The organism is Polyangium mundeleinium (assembly GCF_028369105.1).
Lineage (GTDB): Bacteria > Myxococcota_A > Polyangia > Polyangiales > Polyangiaceae > Polyangium > Polyangium mundeleinium.
Genome location: NZ_JAQNDO010000001.1, coordinates 7,512,297 through 7,526,685, shown reverse-complemented (window position 1 = coordinate 7,526,685; position 14,389 = coordinate 7,512,297). Strand labels below are relative to the sequence as shown.

At 69.3% G+C, this 14,389-nt stretch carries 13 protein-coding genes; 5 read left to right on the top strand and 8 right to left on the bottom strand.

Going from position 1 to position 14,389, the window contains the following annotated elements:
- Positions 1–221 precede the first annotated feature (221 nt).
- Together tkt and POL67_RS29895 are read left to right on the top strand one after the other, a co-directional pair.
- A complete protein-coding gene (gene tkt / locus POL67_RS29900) occupies positions 222–2,222 on the top strand; it encodes a transketolase (protein ID WP_271923254.1) in 2,001 nt (666 codons plus the stop codon).
- A gap of 438 nt (positions 2,223–2,660) precedes the next feature.
- The gene (locus POL67_RS29895; RefSeq protein ID WP_271923252.1) at positions 2,661–4,835 is read left to right on the top strand and encodes a molybdopterin-dependent oxidoreductase; all 2,175 of its coding nucleotides are present in this window, start codon (positions 2,661–2,663) and stop codon (positions 4,833–4,835) included.
- A gap of 110 nt (positions 4,836–4,945) precedes the next feature.
- Here the strand turns inward: POL67_RS29895 and POL67_RS29890 are convergent, their stop codons facing one another.
- Together POL67_RS29890 and POL67_RS29885 are read right to left on the bottom strand one after the other, a co-directional pair.
- Complete coding sequence (locus POL67_RS29890; RefSeq protein ID WP_271923250.1) at positions 4,946–5,737, bottom strand: class I SAM-dependent methyltransferase; 792 nt, start codon at positions 5,735–5,737, stop codon at positions 4,946–4,948.
- Between the two features lie 92 nt (positions 5,738–5,829).
- Entirely contained in the window at positions 5,830–6,687 is an 858-nt protein-coding gene (locus tag POL67_RS29885; RefSeq protein ID WP_271923248.1) for a hypothetical protein, read from the bottom strand.
- 149 nt (positions 6,688–6,836) lie between these two features.
- Here POL67_RS29885 and POL67_RS29880 point away from each other — a divergent pair, with 149 nt between their 5' ends.
- The gene (locus POL67_RS29880) at positions 6,837–8,291 is read left to right on the top strand and encodes a serine/threonine-protein kinase (RefSeq protein ID WP_271923246.1); all 1,455 of its coding nucleotides are present in this window, start codon (positions 6,837–6,839) and stop codon (positions 8,289–8,291) included.
- A gap of 48 nt (positions 8,292–8,339) precedes the next feature.
- On the opposite strand, the gene POL67_RS29875 is transcribed toward POL67_RS29880, so the two are convergent.
- The gene (locus POL67_RS29875) at positions 8,340–9,134 is read right to left on the bottom strand and encodes a VOC family protein (RefSeq protein WP_271923244.1); all 795 of its coding nucleotides are present in this window, start codon (positions 9,132–9,134) and stop codon (positions 8,340–8,342) included.
- Between the two features lie 221 nt (positions 9,135–9,355).
- On the opposite strand from POL67_RS29875, the gene POL67_RS29870 reads away from it, so the two are divergent.
- Positions 9,356–10,285 carry an MBL fold metallo-hydrolase gene (locus tag POL67_RS29870; RefSeq protein WP_271923242.1) on the top strand — a complete coding sequence of 310 codons (930 nt, stop codon included), beginning with the start codon at positions 9,356–9,358 and terminating at the stop codon, positions 10,283–10,285.
- Between the two features lie 3 nt (positions 10,286–10,288).
- On the opposite strand, the gene POL67_RS29865 is transcribed toward POL67_RS29870, so the two are convergent.
- The 5 genes from POL67_RS29865 to POL67_RS29845 are packed head-to-tail and all read right to left on the bottom strand — an operon-like array spanning position 10,289 to position 13,377.
- Complete coding sequence (locus POL67_RS29865) at positions 10,289–10,732, bottom strand: AtaL-like protein (protein ID WP_271923240.1); 444 nt, start codon at positions 10,730–10,732, stop codon at positions 10,289–10,291.
- A 16-nt stretch (positions 10,733–10,748) separates the two neighbouring features.
- Positions 10,749–11,366 carry a thiamine phosphate synthase gene (locus POL67_RS29860; protein WP_271923239.1) on the bottom strand — a complete coding sequence of 206 codons (618 nt, stop codon included), beginning with the start codon at positions 11,364–11,366 and terminating at the stop codon, positions 10,749–10,751.
- Positions 11,367–11,382: 16 nt separating this feature from the next.
- Complete coding sequence (locus tag POL67_RS29855) at positions 11,383–12,168, bottom strand: thiazole synthase (protein ID WP_271923237.1); 786 nt, start codon at positions 12,166–12,168, stop codon at positions 11,383–11,385.
- Between the two features lie 2 nt (positions 12,169–12,170).
- Entirely contained in the window at positions 12,171–12,368 is a 198-nt protein-coding gene (gene thiS, locus POL67_RS29850) for a sulfur carrier protein ThiS (protein ID WP_271923235.1), read from the bottom strand.
- Positions 12,346–13,377: an FAD-dependent oxidoreductase gene (locus tag POL67_RS29845; protein WP_271923233.1), complete on the bottom strand. Its 1,032-nt coding sequence runs from the start codon at positions 13,375–13,377 to the stop codon at positions 12,346–12,348. The genes thiS and POL67_RS29845 overlap by 23 nt, the downstream gene beginning before the upstream one ends.
- A 105-nt stretch (positions 13,378–13,482) precedes the next feature.
- Here POL67_RS29845 and POL67_RS29840 point away from each other — a divergent pair, with 105 nt between their 5' ends.
- Entirely contained in the window at positions 13,483–14,382 is a 900-nt protein-coding gene (locus POL67_RS29840; protein ID WP_271923231.1) for a penicillin-binding transpeptidase domain-containing protein, read from the top strand.
- Positions 14,383–14,389: the final 7 nt, after the last annotated feature.

Below are 14,389 nucleotides of genomic sequence, written 5' to 3'. Positions count from 1 at the left end.
CGCCCCGGCTTCTTCGTCGGCCCGTTTGAAAACCTGCGCACCGCGCAGGTTTTCAATCACCGGTCCAGGCCGTGCCTGGTCCGGGTCCAGGGGTGGACAACCCCTGGTCGGGGTCCGGGGTGAAACCCCGGCGTTCCGTTGTGGTCGACCCATGGCGTGGCACCTGCTCGTCCGCTTTCCTTCCGGCCTGATCTCGCCTAGAGACGCGCCCGGAGGAACCGATGTACATCGACGAGTCGACAGTAAAGAAGGCCGTCCACACGATCCAGATGCTCGCGGTCGACGCCGTCGAGAAGGCGAACTCGGGCCACCCCGGCGCGCCGATGGGCCTCGCCTCGATCGCGTTCGAGGTCTTCACGCGGCACCTGCGTTACGACCCCAAGGACCCGAGCTGGCCCGATCGTGACCGCTTCGTCCTCTCCGCCGGCCACGCGTCGATGCTCCTTTACGGCCTGCTCCACCTCGCGGGCTACGACCTCTCCCTCGACGAGCTCAAGCACTTCCGCCAGCTCGGCTCGCGCACGCCTGGCCATCCCGAGGTGCACCTGACGCCCGGCGTCGAGGTCACCACCGGCCCCCTCGGCCAGGGCATCTCCACTGCGGTCGGCATGGCCGCCGCGCTCAAGATGATGGAGGCCCGCTTCAGCGCGAAGGGCAACGTCGCCACCGCGCGTGTCTTCGGGATCGCCTCCGACGGCGACCTCATGGAGGGCGTCTCCGCCGAGGCTTCGAGCCTCGCCGGCCACCTCGGCCTCTCGAACCTCGTCTTCTTCTACGACGACAACCACATCACCATCGACGGCAAGACCGACCTCGCCTTCAGCGAAGACGTCGGCAAGCGCTACGAGGCCTACGGCTGGTTCGTGCAGAAGATCGACGGCCACGACCACGCGCAGATCCGCGCCGCCCTCGACGCCGCCGTCGCCGAGCCCGCGCGCCCCTCGCTCATCGTCGCGCGCACGGTCATCGCGTACGGCTCGCCCGGCAAGGCGGGCAGCTCCAAGGCCCACGGCGAGCCGCTCGGCGCCAAGGAGGTCGAGGCCACCAAGAAGGCGATCGGCTGGCCCACCGAGCCCACCTTCCTCATCCCGGACGACGTCCGCGCGATCTTCGCGGCCCGCGCCGACGAAGGCCGCAAGGCGCACGAGGCCTGGAACGAGGCCATGCGCGCCCTCGAGCAGAAGGACCCCGAAGCCGCGTCCCTCTACCGCCGCCTCATCGCCCGCGAGGTCCCCGAAAACCTCTTCGACGAGCTCGTCAAGGCCGCGCCCCGCAAAGACGCCGCCACGCGCCAGAGCGCCGGCCTCATCGAGCAACGCGCCGCCGCCCTCGTGCCCTCGCTCATCGGCGGCTCGGCCGACCTGAACCCCTCCACGAAGACCTACATCGAGGGCTCGCCCGCCATCCAGAAGGGCGACTTCTCCGGCCGCAACATCCACTTCGGCATCCGCGAACACGCGATGGGCGCCTTCGTCAACGGCTGCGCGCTCGCCGGTGGCTTCATCCCCTTCGGCTCGACGTTCCTCGTCTTCGCCGACTACATGCGCCCGGCGATCCGCATGGCGGCCCTCTCCGAGCTGCACAGCGTCTTCGTCTTCACGCACGACAGCGTCTTCCTCGGCGAAGACGGCCCCACGCACCAGCCGATCGAGACCCTCTGGTCGCTCCGCCTCATCCCGAACGTCGACGTCCTCCGGCCCGCCGACAGCCTCGAATGCGCGGCCGCCTGGGCCCACGCGCTCCTGCGCCGCTCTGGCCCGACGGCGCTCGCGCTCTCCCGGCAGAAGCTCCCCGAGCTCCCGCGGCCCGAGGGTTTTGATCCGAAGCTCATGTTGAGGGGTGGGTACGTGCTCGCCGATTCCGCCACGAACCCGCCGGCCGTCGTGGTCATCGCCACGGGCTCGGAGGTCTCGCTCGCGATGGACGCGAAGAAGATCCTCGAAGCCGAAGGCGACCGCGTGCGTGTCGTCTCGATGCCCTGCCTGGAGCAATTCCTGCGGCAGGATCAGGCGTATCGCGAGGAGGTCCTGCCTCCCGGCACGCCGCGCGTGGTCATCGAGGCGGGCTCGACGATGCCCTGGCGCGCGCTCGTCGGCGAGCGTGGCCTCGTGATCGGCCGCGACGACTTCGGCGCCTCCGCGCCGGACAAGGACCTCGCCAAGGCGTTCGGCTTCGTGCCCGACGTCGTCGCCGGGAAGATTCGTGCGATGCGGCGTTCCTGAGCGTTCCCCTCGCGCCGACACCCCTTCGCACCCGCGCCAAAGCCTCTCCGGACGCCCGGACCCTCGCTTGCACCTGCGCCAAGCGCCCTTCCGGACGTCCGGACCCTCGCTTGCACCTGCGCCAGGCGCCCTTCCGGACGCCCGGACCCTCGCTTGCACCTGCGCCAGGCGCCCTTCCGGACGCCCGGACCCTCGCTTGCACCTGCGCCAAGCGCCCCTCCGGACGTCCGGACCCTCGCTTGCACCTGCGCCAAGCGCCCTTCCGGACGCCCGGACCCCTGTTTGCACCTGCGCCAGGCGTCTCCCCGGACGTCCGGACCCCTGTTTGCACCTGCGCCAGGCGTCTCCCCGGACGCGCCGACCTCCCGTTTCCGCTTCTGCGCCCTTTTTTGGTAGGATGCCCTCCACCCGGACGGACCCGGACCGAAGGAGCGCACCATGGGAGGCACGGTTCATTTCCGCACGTGCAACGTCTGCGAGGCCATGTGCGGCATGCGCGTCGCCGTGGAGGACAACCGCGTCGTCGAGATCCGCGGCGATCGGGACGACGTCTTCTCCCGCGGCCACATCTGCCCCAAAGGCCCGGCTATGCGGGAGCTCCAGGAGGACCCCGACCGCCTCCGCTTCCCCCTGCGCCGCACCGCCGCGGGCTTCGTCCGCGTGAGCTGGGACGAGGCCCTCGCCGAGGCAGGCGAGCGCCTCGCCGCCCTCCAGCGCGCGCACGGCCCCGACGCCGTCGCCATGTACCTCGGCAATCCCACGGCCCACGGCCACGGCGCGATCCTCGGCGCGAACCTCCTCGGAATGGCCCTCGGCACGAAGAACCGCTTCGATTCGAACTCCCAGGACGCCAATCCCCGCATTTACGCCGCCCTCCAGATGTTCGGCGACGCCACCAGCCTGACCATCCCCGACATCGACCGGACGGACTATTTCCTCGTCTTCGGCGCGAACCCCGCGGCCTCCGGCGGCAGCATCATGACCCTCGGCGACGTCCGGAGCCGGCTCGCCGGCGTCCGCGAACGGGGCGGCAAATTCATCCTCTTCGACCCGCGCAAGACCGAGACCGCCGCCTACGCCGACGAGCACCATTTCATCCGCCCCGGCTCCGACGCGGCCCTCCTCCTCGGAATGCTCCACGTCATCTTCGCGGAGAACCTCTACGACAACGGCGCCCTCACCGACCTCGCCGACGGCGTCGCCGAGCTCCGTGCAATCGCCGCGCGTTTCCCCCCCGAGCGTATCGAAGGCCCCACGGGCATTCCGGCCCACGACGTGCGCCGCATCGCCCGCGAATTCGCCCGGACCCCGCGCGCCGTCGCCTATGGCCGCATGGGCCTCTCCACGAGCGCCTTCGGCCCGTTGTCGAGTTTCCTCGTCGACGCCCTGAACATCGTCACCGGCCATTTCGATCGTCCCGGCGGCGCCATGTTCACGACCCCCGCGGCCGACGTCGTGCGCATCGCGCGTATCCTCGGCATGGGCGGCCACGGCCGCTTCCGCTCACGCGTCCGCGGCTTGCCCGAGGTCGGCGGGAACCTCCCCGCCACCACCATGGCCGAGGAAATGGAGACCCCCGGCGCGGGCCAGATCCGAGGTCTGGTCGTCGTCGCGGGCAACCCCGTCCTCTCGGTCCCCAATGGCGAGCGGATCGGAAGAGCCCTGTCGAACCTCGATTTCATGGTCGCGGTCGACATCTACCAGAACGAGACGACGCGCCACGCGCACCTGATCCTGCCGCCGCGGTACGCGCTCGAGCGGAGCCATTACGATCTGCTCTTCCACACGCTCGCGGTCCGCAACACGGCAAAATGGTCGGCGCCCGTGATCGAGGCCCCGCCGGACACGAAGGACGACGCGGAGATCCTCGTGGGCCTCGCGGCGAGCCTGCTCGGAAAACGCCTCTCGCCGTCGCCCCTCGGCGCCGCCGCCGAGCGCCTTCTTGGCCTCCTGAACAGGCTCGGCGCCGACGGCCTGCTCGACGTCCTGCTCCGCGCGGGCCCTTATGGCGATCGCTTCCTCCCCTTCTCGAAGGGGCTCACCCTCGAAAAACTGAAGAAGGCCGAACATGGCATCGATCTCGGCGCGCTCCGGCCCATGTTCCGGGAGCGCGTGCGCACGAAGACCGGAAAAGCGCGCCTCGCGCCGCCCGAGATCCTCGCCGACGTCCCGCGCCTCGAGCGATTCCTGGACGAGGCGACTGCCGCAGGCCTCGTGCTCATCGGGCGGCGGCACATGCGGAACAACAACTCCTGGATGCACAATGTGCCCTCGCTCGTGAAGGGCCCCGACCGCTCGATGCTGCTCGTGCATCCGACGGACGCCGCGCGGCTCGGGCTCACGTCGGGGGCGCGCGTGCGCGTGCGCAGCCGCGTGGGCGAGGTCGTCGTGGCCATGGCCGTGACGGAGGACATGATGCCGGGCGTCGTGAGCCTGCCGCACGGGCACGGGCACGCAGCGGCAGCCGATACGATGCGCGTCGCGGCAGGCGTGCCGGGTGCGAACGCGAATGCAATCACCGACGATCTTTACGTCGAGCCGCTCACCGGGACGGCCATTCTGAATGGGGTGCCGGTAACGGTGGAGGCAGCGGACGCGGCGCCTCCTCCCTGATCTCTTGCATCGACCGCATCGCGGTTGATGCACCCTCGGTCCAGGGCTGTGCCCTGGTTCGGGTCCAGGGGCGAAGAGCCCCTGGTCGGGCCTGGGGCGAAGCCCCAGCGCTACGCCTCCGAGCGCAACGGCTTCCGTGCCCAGGCGCTGAAGAGCATATCGCCGATGAATGTGCTGTTGGTCTGGTGGAGCTCCTCGGCGAGGCGTGCGTCTAGCGTTTCGATGTCGATTTCTGCTTCCGATGCGACGCCGCGCTCGAGGATGCGGGGCATCATGGCTCGCACGATCCAGGCTGTGATGTGACGATGGTGCTTGGTTTGGAGGATGGCTTCGGCGCGTTGTCCTTCGACGTTCAGCCCGGCGGCTTCGAGTGCGATGGGGAGCTCGAATCCCATGGTGGTCGTGGCTCCCTCTCGCTCGACGGTTTGCCAGAGCCAGCGCGTGACTTGCTCGTGGAGGGGGTGTGGTTTCGGCGATGCGGGCACCATGGTTGCGTCGACTTCTTGGAATGCGACGAGGCCTCCGGGCCGGAGTGCGTCGACGAGGGGACGAAGGGCGGCGATGCGATTGGGCTGGTACATCAGGACGCGCCGCCCGATGACTGCGTCGTAGGGCGCGCCGACGATGGGGGGGGCGTGCAGGTCTCCTGGGAGGAATTGCACGTTTTTGATCCCGAGGTCTTTTGCGCGCTCGGTGGCGGTCGACGTGGCTCGTTCGTCGTGGTCGAGGCCGATGACGAGGCCGGTTTCGCCCACCAGGCGTGCCGCCATCAGGGATACGTCGCCTCGTCCGCAGCCGACGTCGAGGACGCGCATGCCCGTGGAGATGCCTGCGTCGCGGAGGAGACGCTCGGTCGTGTGGGCCCCGCGATCTTCGCCGGCTTGGTTGGATTCGTTTGCCATGGGCTGACCGTAGCTCGGGTCGAGTGCCGCTGGCAGGGCGTGTTTTTCGATCCGATCGGCGGGATTTTCGGTTCAGGGGACGGGGGGCGGGATCAGGGCGCGGCGCTCCCCTTGCATTGCTCGCCTTCGAAGAAAGGCGTGATCGGGCCGCAGGCCATCAGATCGCACTTCAACGACTGGCATTCGAGCGGGCTCTGGCAGGCCGAGCCCTCGACCTTCGCCTCGGTGCAGACCTTCGTGGTCGCGTCGCAATAGGCATTGAGGCCACACGAGAGCTGGATCGGGCTCGGCGTGCATGTCGCGCCGAGCTTCTTCGCCGGCTGGCACAGGCCCTCCATCGCCAGGAAGTCGAAATCGCAGTAGAGCCCCTGATCACAGAGCTCCTTCGTGTCAGCGCTGACCTCGCAGGCCGCGTCCTGCGGCAAGAACCGCGTCGCCGAGCATTTCTTCGTGTCGTCGTCGCACGCGACGATCTCGCGCTTTTCGATCGAGGACGCGCATTGCGCGTCACGCTCGCAATTCGATCCCTCCGTCAGCTTGCCCGCGAAGACCTTCGAACACGGCGCGAGGTCCTCGGGCGCATTGTAGTAGTCGGGGATCGTCAGGTAACACTTGTCTGCGTAGGGCTTGAGCGCCGCCACGCAGGCGTCGACGCTGTTCGCGTCGAAGGTCATGAGGCCCGCCTCGACGTCGGCGATGTTCTTCGTGCAAACCTCGGTCTCGTACGTGATACACGCGGCCTCGTCGTAGCCCTCGCCTTTTTCACAGCACGACTTGCGCACCTCGCAGAGCTGAGGCGCGACTTGCGCGCAGACGTTGTCGAGCGTGTACTTCGGCGGGGGCGGCGTCTCGCCGGTATCGTCACCACACGCAGCGAGGCCGAGGACGAACGTCGCGGCGAGGGTGGGGAGCGTGAAGAGAAGTCGAGAGAGGGGCCTTTGGAAGCTCATGGAAGCGAGGATCGCATGGGCCCTCGGCGTGGCACAAGCCCCGAGGCGTGGCACGCGCCGCGCGAAGGCACTTGGCTCCGGGGCCTGTCGCATGGAAGAATGCCCGCGATGATCGCGACCGTTCGCCCATATCGCTCGTCCGAGGCCCGATGAGCACGCCGAGCCCCGGTGATGTCCTTTCGGGAAAGTTCCGGATCGAGCGGGTGCTCGGGGAAGGCGGCATGGGCGTCGTGCTCGCCGCCTACCACCTGCACCTCGGCCGCACCGTGGCCATCAAGCTGCTGCAACCCGAGGCCCTGAAGCACAAGGAGCTCGTCGCCCGCTTCGCCAACGAGGCCCGGAGCGCGAGCCGCATCCAGAGCGAGCACGTGGCCCGCGTGCTCGACGTCGGCACGCTCGACACAGGCGAGCCGTACATGGTGATGGAGTATCTCGAGGGGTCGGACCTCTCGAAGCTCGTCAAGCGCCAGGGGTCGCTGGAGATCGAAGACGCCGTCGAGTATCTCCTGCAAGCGTGCGAGGCGCTCGCCGAGGCGCACGTCGCAGGGATCGTGCACCGGGATCTGAAGCCCGCGAACCTGTATTTGACGCGGCGTGCGGACGGCTCGGCCTGCGTGAAGGTGCTCGATTTCGGCATCTCCAAGGCAGCGCTCGTCGGTTCGTCCCCCGAGGCGCAGCAGATGACGCAGACGCAGAGCGTCCTCGGCACGCCCGGGTACATGGCGCCGGAGCAGCTCCGTTCGTCGAAGCACGTCGATGCCCGGACCGACATCTGGGCGCTCGGGGTGATCCTGCAAGAGCTCGTGACCGGCCGTCTCGCATTCCAGGGCTCGACGGTGCCGGAGGTCTATGCCGCGATTCTCTCGGCCCCGCCGGAGCCCTTGCGGAAGGTGCGCCCGGACGCGCCGCCTGCGCTCGAAGCGGTGATCCTGCGTTGCCTCGAAAAGGACGCGGCGCGAAGGTTCGCGAGCGTCGGCGAGCTCGCGGCGGCGCTCGTCCCATTCGCTCCGGCGCGGGCGCGTCTGTCGGCCGAGCGGATTGGCCGGATCACGGGCGTCGCGCTGCCACCGGCCGGGCCGGCGGCGCAAGCGGGCAGCCCGACCGCGCCGCCGGGCTCGGCGGCCGCCATGCAGGGCGGCGTGGCCCCGACGATCGCAGGGACGGGGTATACGACGGGCCCAACGCTGGGGCCCGCGCATTCGAGCTACGGCGTGCAAGGGGCGACGCCGCCGGGGTATGGCCCGCAAGGGGCGACGCCGCCGGGCTATGGCCCGCAGCCGCAGCAAGGGTATGGCCCGCAAGGCCCGACGCGTCCAGGATATCATTCGCAGCCGCATGGGTATGGCCCGCAAGGGGGGCCGCCGCCGGGATATGGCGCGCAGGCGCAGTCGCCGTACGGGACGGCCTATGGCGCGCAGCCAATGCAGCCCATGGCGCCGGTGGATCCGAACAAGGGCAAGATGCACCCCTCGACGATCGCGCTTATCGCCGTCCTGGGGCTGATCGTCGTGACGTTCGGCGGGTGCCTGACGTGTGTTTGCGCCGCCGGCGCAGGCGCGGACGCGCAGGAGCCCTCGAATCAGAAATGGGTGCAGGCGCGGTAGCCTCACCCCCAACCCCTCTCCCTTGCGGGAGAGGGGCGAGGGGAGGAATCAGGCCGCCATGGCGGCTTCGGAGAGCTTGATGATGGAGAAGGTCGCGCCGTAGGGGTCGGTGACCACGGCGATGCGGCCGTAGGGCGAATCGAAGGGGCCGTGCATCACCTTCCCGCCGAGCGACTTGATCTTCTCACACGCGGCCTCGGCGTCGTCGACGGCGAAGTACGGCATCCAATGCGGCGGGATCGCGTCCGGCCACTGCGCGTTCATTTGCATGACGCCGGCGACGGCCTTTTCGCCCTTGTGAAGCGTGTAGTACACGAAGTCCGGGTCCTCCGCCATCGGCCACTTGCGCGGCTCGACGTCGAGGACCTTCGCGTAGAAGTCGGACGCCTTCAGGCCGTCCCGCGTGTTCACCTCGCACCAGGTCATCGCGCCATGCTCGTCGATGATCTGCGCGCCGTTGTGCCTGCGGCCCTGCCAGTAGCCGAAGACCGCGCCCGTCGGGTCGACGCAGACGAGCATCCGGCCCTGGTCCATCACGTCCATCGGCTCCATCATCAACTGGCCGCCCGCCTCGCGGACGCGAGCCGCCGTGGCGTCGACGTCCTTGCTGTCGAAATAGACGCTCCACGCCGTCGGGTAAGGCGCATCCTCGGGGCGCTTGCCCATGCCCGCGGCATTCCGGCCATTCTTCTGGCACATCGTGTAGTACATCGTTTCGGCGGTACCCTGGAGAAAGGTCCAGCCAAAAAGCTCCCCATAAAACCTCTGCGCCCCCGCGAGGTCCGGCGTCATGAGGTCGAACCACGTGGGCGTCCCGGCGTCGTGTCCGTCGACGTTGCTCATCGGTCTCTTTCCTCCCTATCGCGTGTCTCTGTTCGAGGAAGGAAGACCCCCCCTCGCGCGCTGGAATTGCAGTACACGAGGGTCTCGCGAGGCGTCAACGGGAAAAGCGGCGCGAGTTTGCCCGCGGGTTTGTCGGAGTCATTTCGTTGGCACTGTGCCAGTTGGCCAGCCTCCATGACGGACAGGAAGCCGGGACCCCGGCGGTCTGCTAAGGTCGGGGCATGAGCTCCTCGCGCCTTGTCACGATCGACTGCGATTACCTCGGGCCCGGCTTCGCCGCCGCGTATCTCCGTGTGGAGGGCGACGAGGCGGCATTCGTGGAGACGAACACCACGCACGCGGTCCCGCGGCTGCTCGCGGCGCTCGATCGGGAGGGGATCGCGCGGGAGGCTGTGCGCTGGGTCATCGTCACGCACGTCCACCTCGATCACGCGGGCGGCGCCTCGGCCCTGCTCGCGGCGCTGCCGAACGCCACCGTGCTCGCGCATCCGCGCGCGGCGCGTCACCTCGTCGATCCGTCGAAGCTCGTCAAGAGCGCCGAGGCCGTCTACGGCGCGGCGCGATTCGCCGAGCTCTACGGGACGATCCTGCCGATCGACGCGGCGCGCGTGCGGTCGCTCGACGATCGGGAGAGCGTCTTGCTCGGCGGCGCGACGCTCTCGTTCGTGCATACACGCGGGCACGCGAACCACCATTTCATCGTGCTCGACCCCGCCCGGGAGGCCGTGTTCACCGGCGATACGTTTGGCCTCGTGTATCCGCACCTCCAGCGCGGGCGGCGCTTTGCGTTCCCCTCCACGAGCCCGACCGATTTCGACGCGGAGGCGGCGCATGCGAGCATCGAGGTGGTGCGCACGTCGGGGGCGCGGCGCGCGGCGCTCACGCATTTCGGCGAGATCGAGGATCTCGACGTCGTGGCCGCGCAGCTTCATCGATGGATCGAGCTTTCGGCGTCGCTCGTCGAGGCGGCCGTGCCGCTCGCGCCGGCCGAGGCTGAGGCCATGATCCGGAAGGCGCTCGACGAGGAGATGGAGCGCGCGGCCGAGGAGGCGGGGATCGCGCTCGATGCCCGCGATCACGAGATGCTCGAGCTCGATCTCGCGCTCAATGCGCAGGGGCTCGCGTACGTCGCCTCGAAGCGGCGCGGGTGAATCTCAACGCCGCGGAATCGTCCCGTCCTTCACCATGCGCCGCACCGTCGCGAGCGTCGCGGCCAGCGCATTCCGATAGACGGGTTCGCGATCTCGCGCCTTCGCCTCGTCCTCGTCCGGCACGCCGAACACGAAGCGGAGCACGAGGGAGCCGTCGGGCCGCTCGTCGATCACGTTGTCGACCCACCCCGGCGCGCCCGCGACCCGCTCGAAATGCACGCGCGTCTCGGGCTCGAACGTGACCCGCTCCCGGATGGGCTGGCCTTCGAGATCGATCTCGCGCAAGAGCCAGCCGTCGCCTCTCTCCAGGACCTCACATCGCTGGATCCCCGGGATGAACGGCAGCGCGTTCTCCGCCTTGATTTCGAGCCCCCGCCAGACCTCGGCCCGCGAAAGCGGAGTCTCGCCCGGCTCGTTGACCGCGACCTCGTAGCTCAGCTCCTTCATGATCCGACATCCTCCCTCATTCCGAGGCGCGGGGCCACGTCGCCCGCGCGTCGAGCCAGGCCTTGCAGCGGGCCTCGGGATCCGGGTGCGAGAGGACGTCCGAGATGACCGCGATCGAATCCGCGCCCGCCCGCGCCACGCCCTCCGCGCGCTCCAGCGTGATGCCGCCGATCGCGACGAGCGGCCGCCGCGCGATGCGCTTCCATTCGCCGATCCGATCGAGCCCCTGCGGCGCCCACGGCATCACCTTGAGCGTCGTCGGATACACCGGGCCGAGGGCCACGTAATCGGGATCGACCGAAAGCGCCGTGTCGATCTCCTCGTGGCTGTGCGTCGAGAGGCCGAGCTTCAGGCCGGCCCGGCGGATCGCCGCGACGTCGGCCCCCGCGAGATCCTCCTGCCCGAGGTGCACCCATTCCGCGCCGAGGTCGATCGCGTCCTGCCAGAAATCGTTCACCACGAGTGTCGCCCCGTGCGACCGGCATTTCGCAAGGGACGCCGCGATCTCCGCCCGCCGCGCCGCCGCGTCGAGCCCTTTTACGCGCAGCTGGACGAAGCGTAAACCCAGCGGTAGGAGGCGGTCGAGCCACCGGGTGCTGTCGACGATGAGATAAAAACGATCCAGCACGAGCATCGTCCCCTCCTCGGAATCAGCCTGCGAAGGGCGAGAAAGGCGCGCCGAACGTCGGCGTCGACGCCGTCGCGAGGTCGGTCGGCTCCATGAGCCCCGCCTCGTGCGCCCGCCGCCCGGCCCGAATGGCCTCGGCGAATGCCTCCGCCATGGCCGGCGGATCCCCCGCGGTCGCCACCGCCGTGTTGATCAAAAGGGCGTCGTAGCCCATTTCCATCGCCGCCGCCGCGTGGCTCGGCGCGCCGATCCCGGCGTCCACGACCAGCGTGATCCCGGGGAAATGTCTTCGCAGGAGGCGGAGCGCGTACGGATTGTTGAGCCCGCGGCCCGTACCGATCGGCGCGCCCCACGGCATGAGCACGCGGCAGCCAGCCTCGACGAGCTTTTCGGCGAGCACGAGATCCTCCGTCATGTACGGAAACACCTCGAATCCCTCCGCGACGAGCGCGCGCGTCGCGTCCACGAGCGCGAACGGATCGGGCTGGAGCGTCACGTCGTCGCCAATGACCTCGAGCTTGATCCACGGCGTCCCGAAGACCTCGCGCGCCATGCGCGCCGTCGTCACGGCCTCCCGCACGGAATGGCAGCCGGCCGTATTCGGCAGGATCGTCACGCCGAGCGCTTTGACGAGCTCCCAGAAGGCCTGCCCCGCCTTCGCGCCGGCCGCGGATTCACGCCGGAGCGAGACGGTCACGATCTGCGCGCCCGAGCGCGCCACGGCCTGGCCGAGCGCCTCGGGCGAGGGGTACCGCGCCGTCCCGAGGAGGAGCCTGCTTTCGAACGTGCGCCCATAAAAATCGACCATGCTCATCCTCCCTGCATGGGCCGGAGCACCTCGACGGCGTCGCCCTCGGCGAGTGTCGTCTCGGCCCGGAGGCCCCGCGGCACGAACTCGCCATTGAGCGCGGTCGCGACCCCCGCGACGTCGAACCCTCGGTCCTCGATCAGCGCGGCGAGATCCTTCGCCGTCGTATCGATCTCTTCACCATTGAGCCGGATCCGCATGCATGACCTCGTTCGGGGGGATCTTTCCGCGAAGAACGTCGACGATCCGCGCGGCGAGCGCGGGCGCGACGAGCCAGCCGTGGCGATACAATCCATTCACGGCGATCGTGCGTCCGAAGACCTCGATCCGCGGGTTGTTGTCGGGGAAGGCGGGCCGGAGCCCCGCGTTGAGCTCCAGGATCTCCGCCTCGGCGAACGCGGGGTGGAGCGCATACGCCTGCGTGAGCAGCTCGCCGGCCGAGCGCAACGTGACGCGTGTCTCCTCGCTCGGGTCGGGCGACGCCGATTCGATCGTCGTCGCGCCGATCATGAAGACGCCTTCCTCGCGCGGCACCACGTAAAGCGGGTGGCGATGGTGGAGCAGGCGCACGGGCCGCGCGAGCGTCACGTCCCGGCTCCGGACGAGGGCCATTTCGCCTTTGACGCCGCGCAAGGTCGGGAATCGATCCCGCGCGCCGAGCCCGCGCGCGTCGACGATACGATCGGCGCGGAGCGCCTCGGGATCCCCGGCAAAACCGAATGCGAGGGGTACGCCGGCTTCGCGCAGCCACGTTTGCAGCGCTTGCAGCGTACGCCGCGGGTCGAGGTGCCCTTCGTTCGGGAAGAAGAGGCCACGCCGGTAGCGGCCGGCGAGGGCGGGCTCGAGCGCGCCGAGGGCTTCTTCGTCGAGGGTTTGGTGATGGGGGGTCAGGCGCTCGAATCGCGTGAGCACGCCCGGCTCGCGCGGCGGGGCGATGACGAGGGTCCCGTTCGTCTCGACGCCCGGGATGAGGGAGGGCCAGAGCGCGAGCGAGCGCCGGCCGAGGGCGACCACGAGCGGCTCGGCGATCTCGGCCTCGCAGTCGGGCGCGAGCATGCCGCCGGAGCGCCACGCGGCGCTCGCCGTGATATCGGCGGCGCGCTCGTGGACCGCGACCCGGAGCCCTGCACGCACGAGCGTGACGGCGGCGACGAGCCCCATCACGCCGGCGCCCAGCACGGCGACGTCGAGCCGTCCGGAATCGACCATCGGGCTTCTCCTAGCCGCGACGGTCGCTCCATGTCAACCATCGAAACGCCCGCGAAAAAATGCCCCCACCGGAAATGCGCCGGTTGGCGCGGGCGTACGAGCGTCATGACCGCACGTTCGTGTTCTCTCGCCCGGTCCGCGTGGCGCCTCGCCGCGCCGCTCTTCCTCCTCGTCGCGGGCTGCACGCACGGCGCAGCGACGGTCCCGGACCCCGGCGTCCCCCGGACGCCCCCGGGGGCCGCGTCCCGTTTCGCTGGGCTCGTCGGCTGCTTCACCATGGTCGAGCTCGGCACCGGGCAGACGGTCGAGTACGGCGGCGACGAGTGCGACGTACGCACCTCGCCGGCCTCGACGTTCAAGATCCCGAACGCGCTCATCGCGGTCGACACGGGCGTGGTGCAGGACGAGAACACCGTGTTTCGCTGGGACGGCAAGGAGCGATGGCGCGCCACGTGGAACCGGGATCATTCCCTCGCCACCGCGATGTGGCATTCGACGGTCTGGTACTTCCAGCGCATCGCCGAGCAGGTCGGCGAGCCGCGGTATCGCGCGTATCTCTCGGCCTTCCAGTACGGCAATGCGGATCCCTCGGGCGACGTGACGATGTTCTGGCTGAACGACGTGCTCCAAATCTCGCCGCGCGAGGAGCGTCGTTTCCTCGCGGCCCTGTACGAGAACAAGCTGCCCGTCTCGCCGCGCGCCACGACCGTGGTGAAAAAGACCCTCGAATTGCGCGGCGAAGCCGTGGAGAACGTGCGCGACCGGCTCCCGTTCATCGATCAGATCCCGGCGGGCGTCTTGCTCAGCGGCAAGACGGGGAGTTACCTCCCGGACGATGGCCCGCCGGGGCCGCTCGGCGCGATCGGCTGGTTCGTCGGCGCGCTGGAGAAACAAGGCCGCACGTGGGTCTTCGCGTGCCGCATTCGATCGAGCGACGAGAAGAAGATCGGCCCGGAGGCCGCGCGCATCAGCTACGAGATCCTGAAGGGCGAAGGGATGCTCTGACGAACCG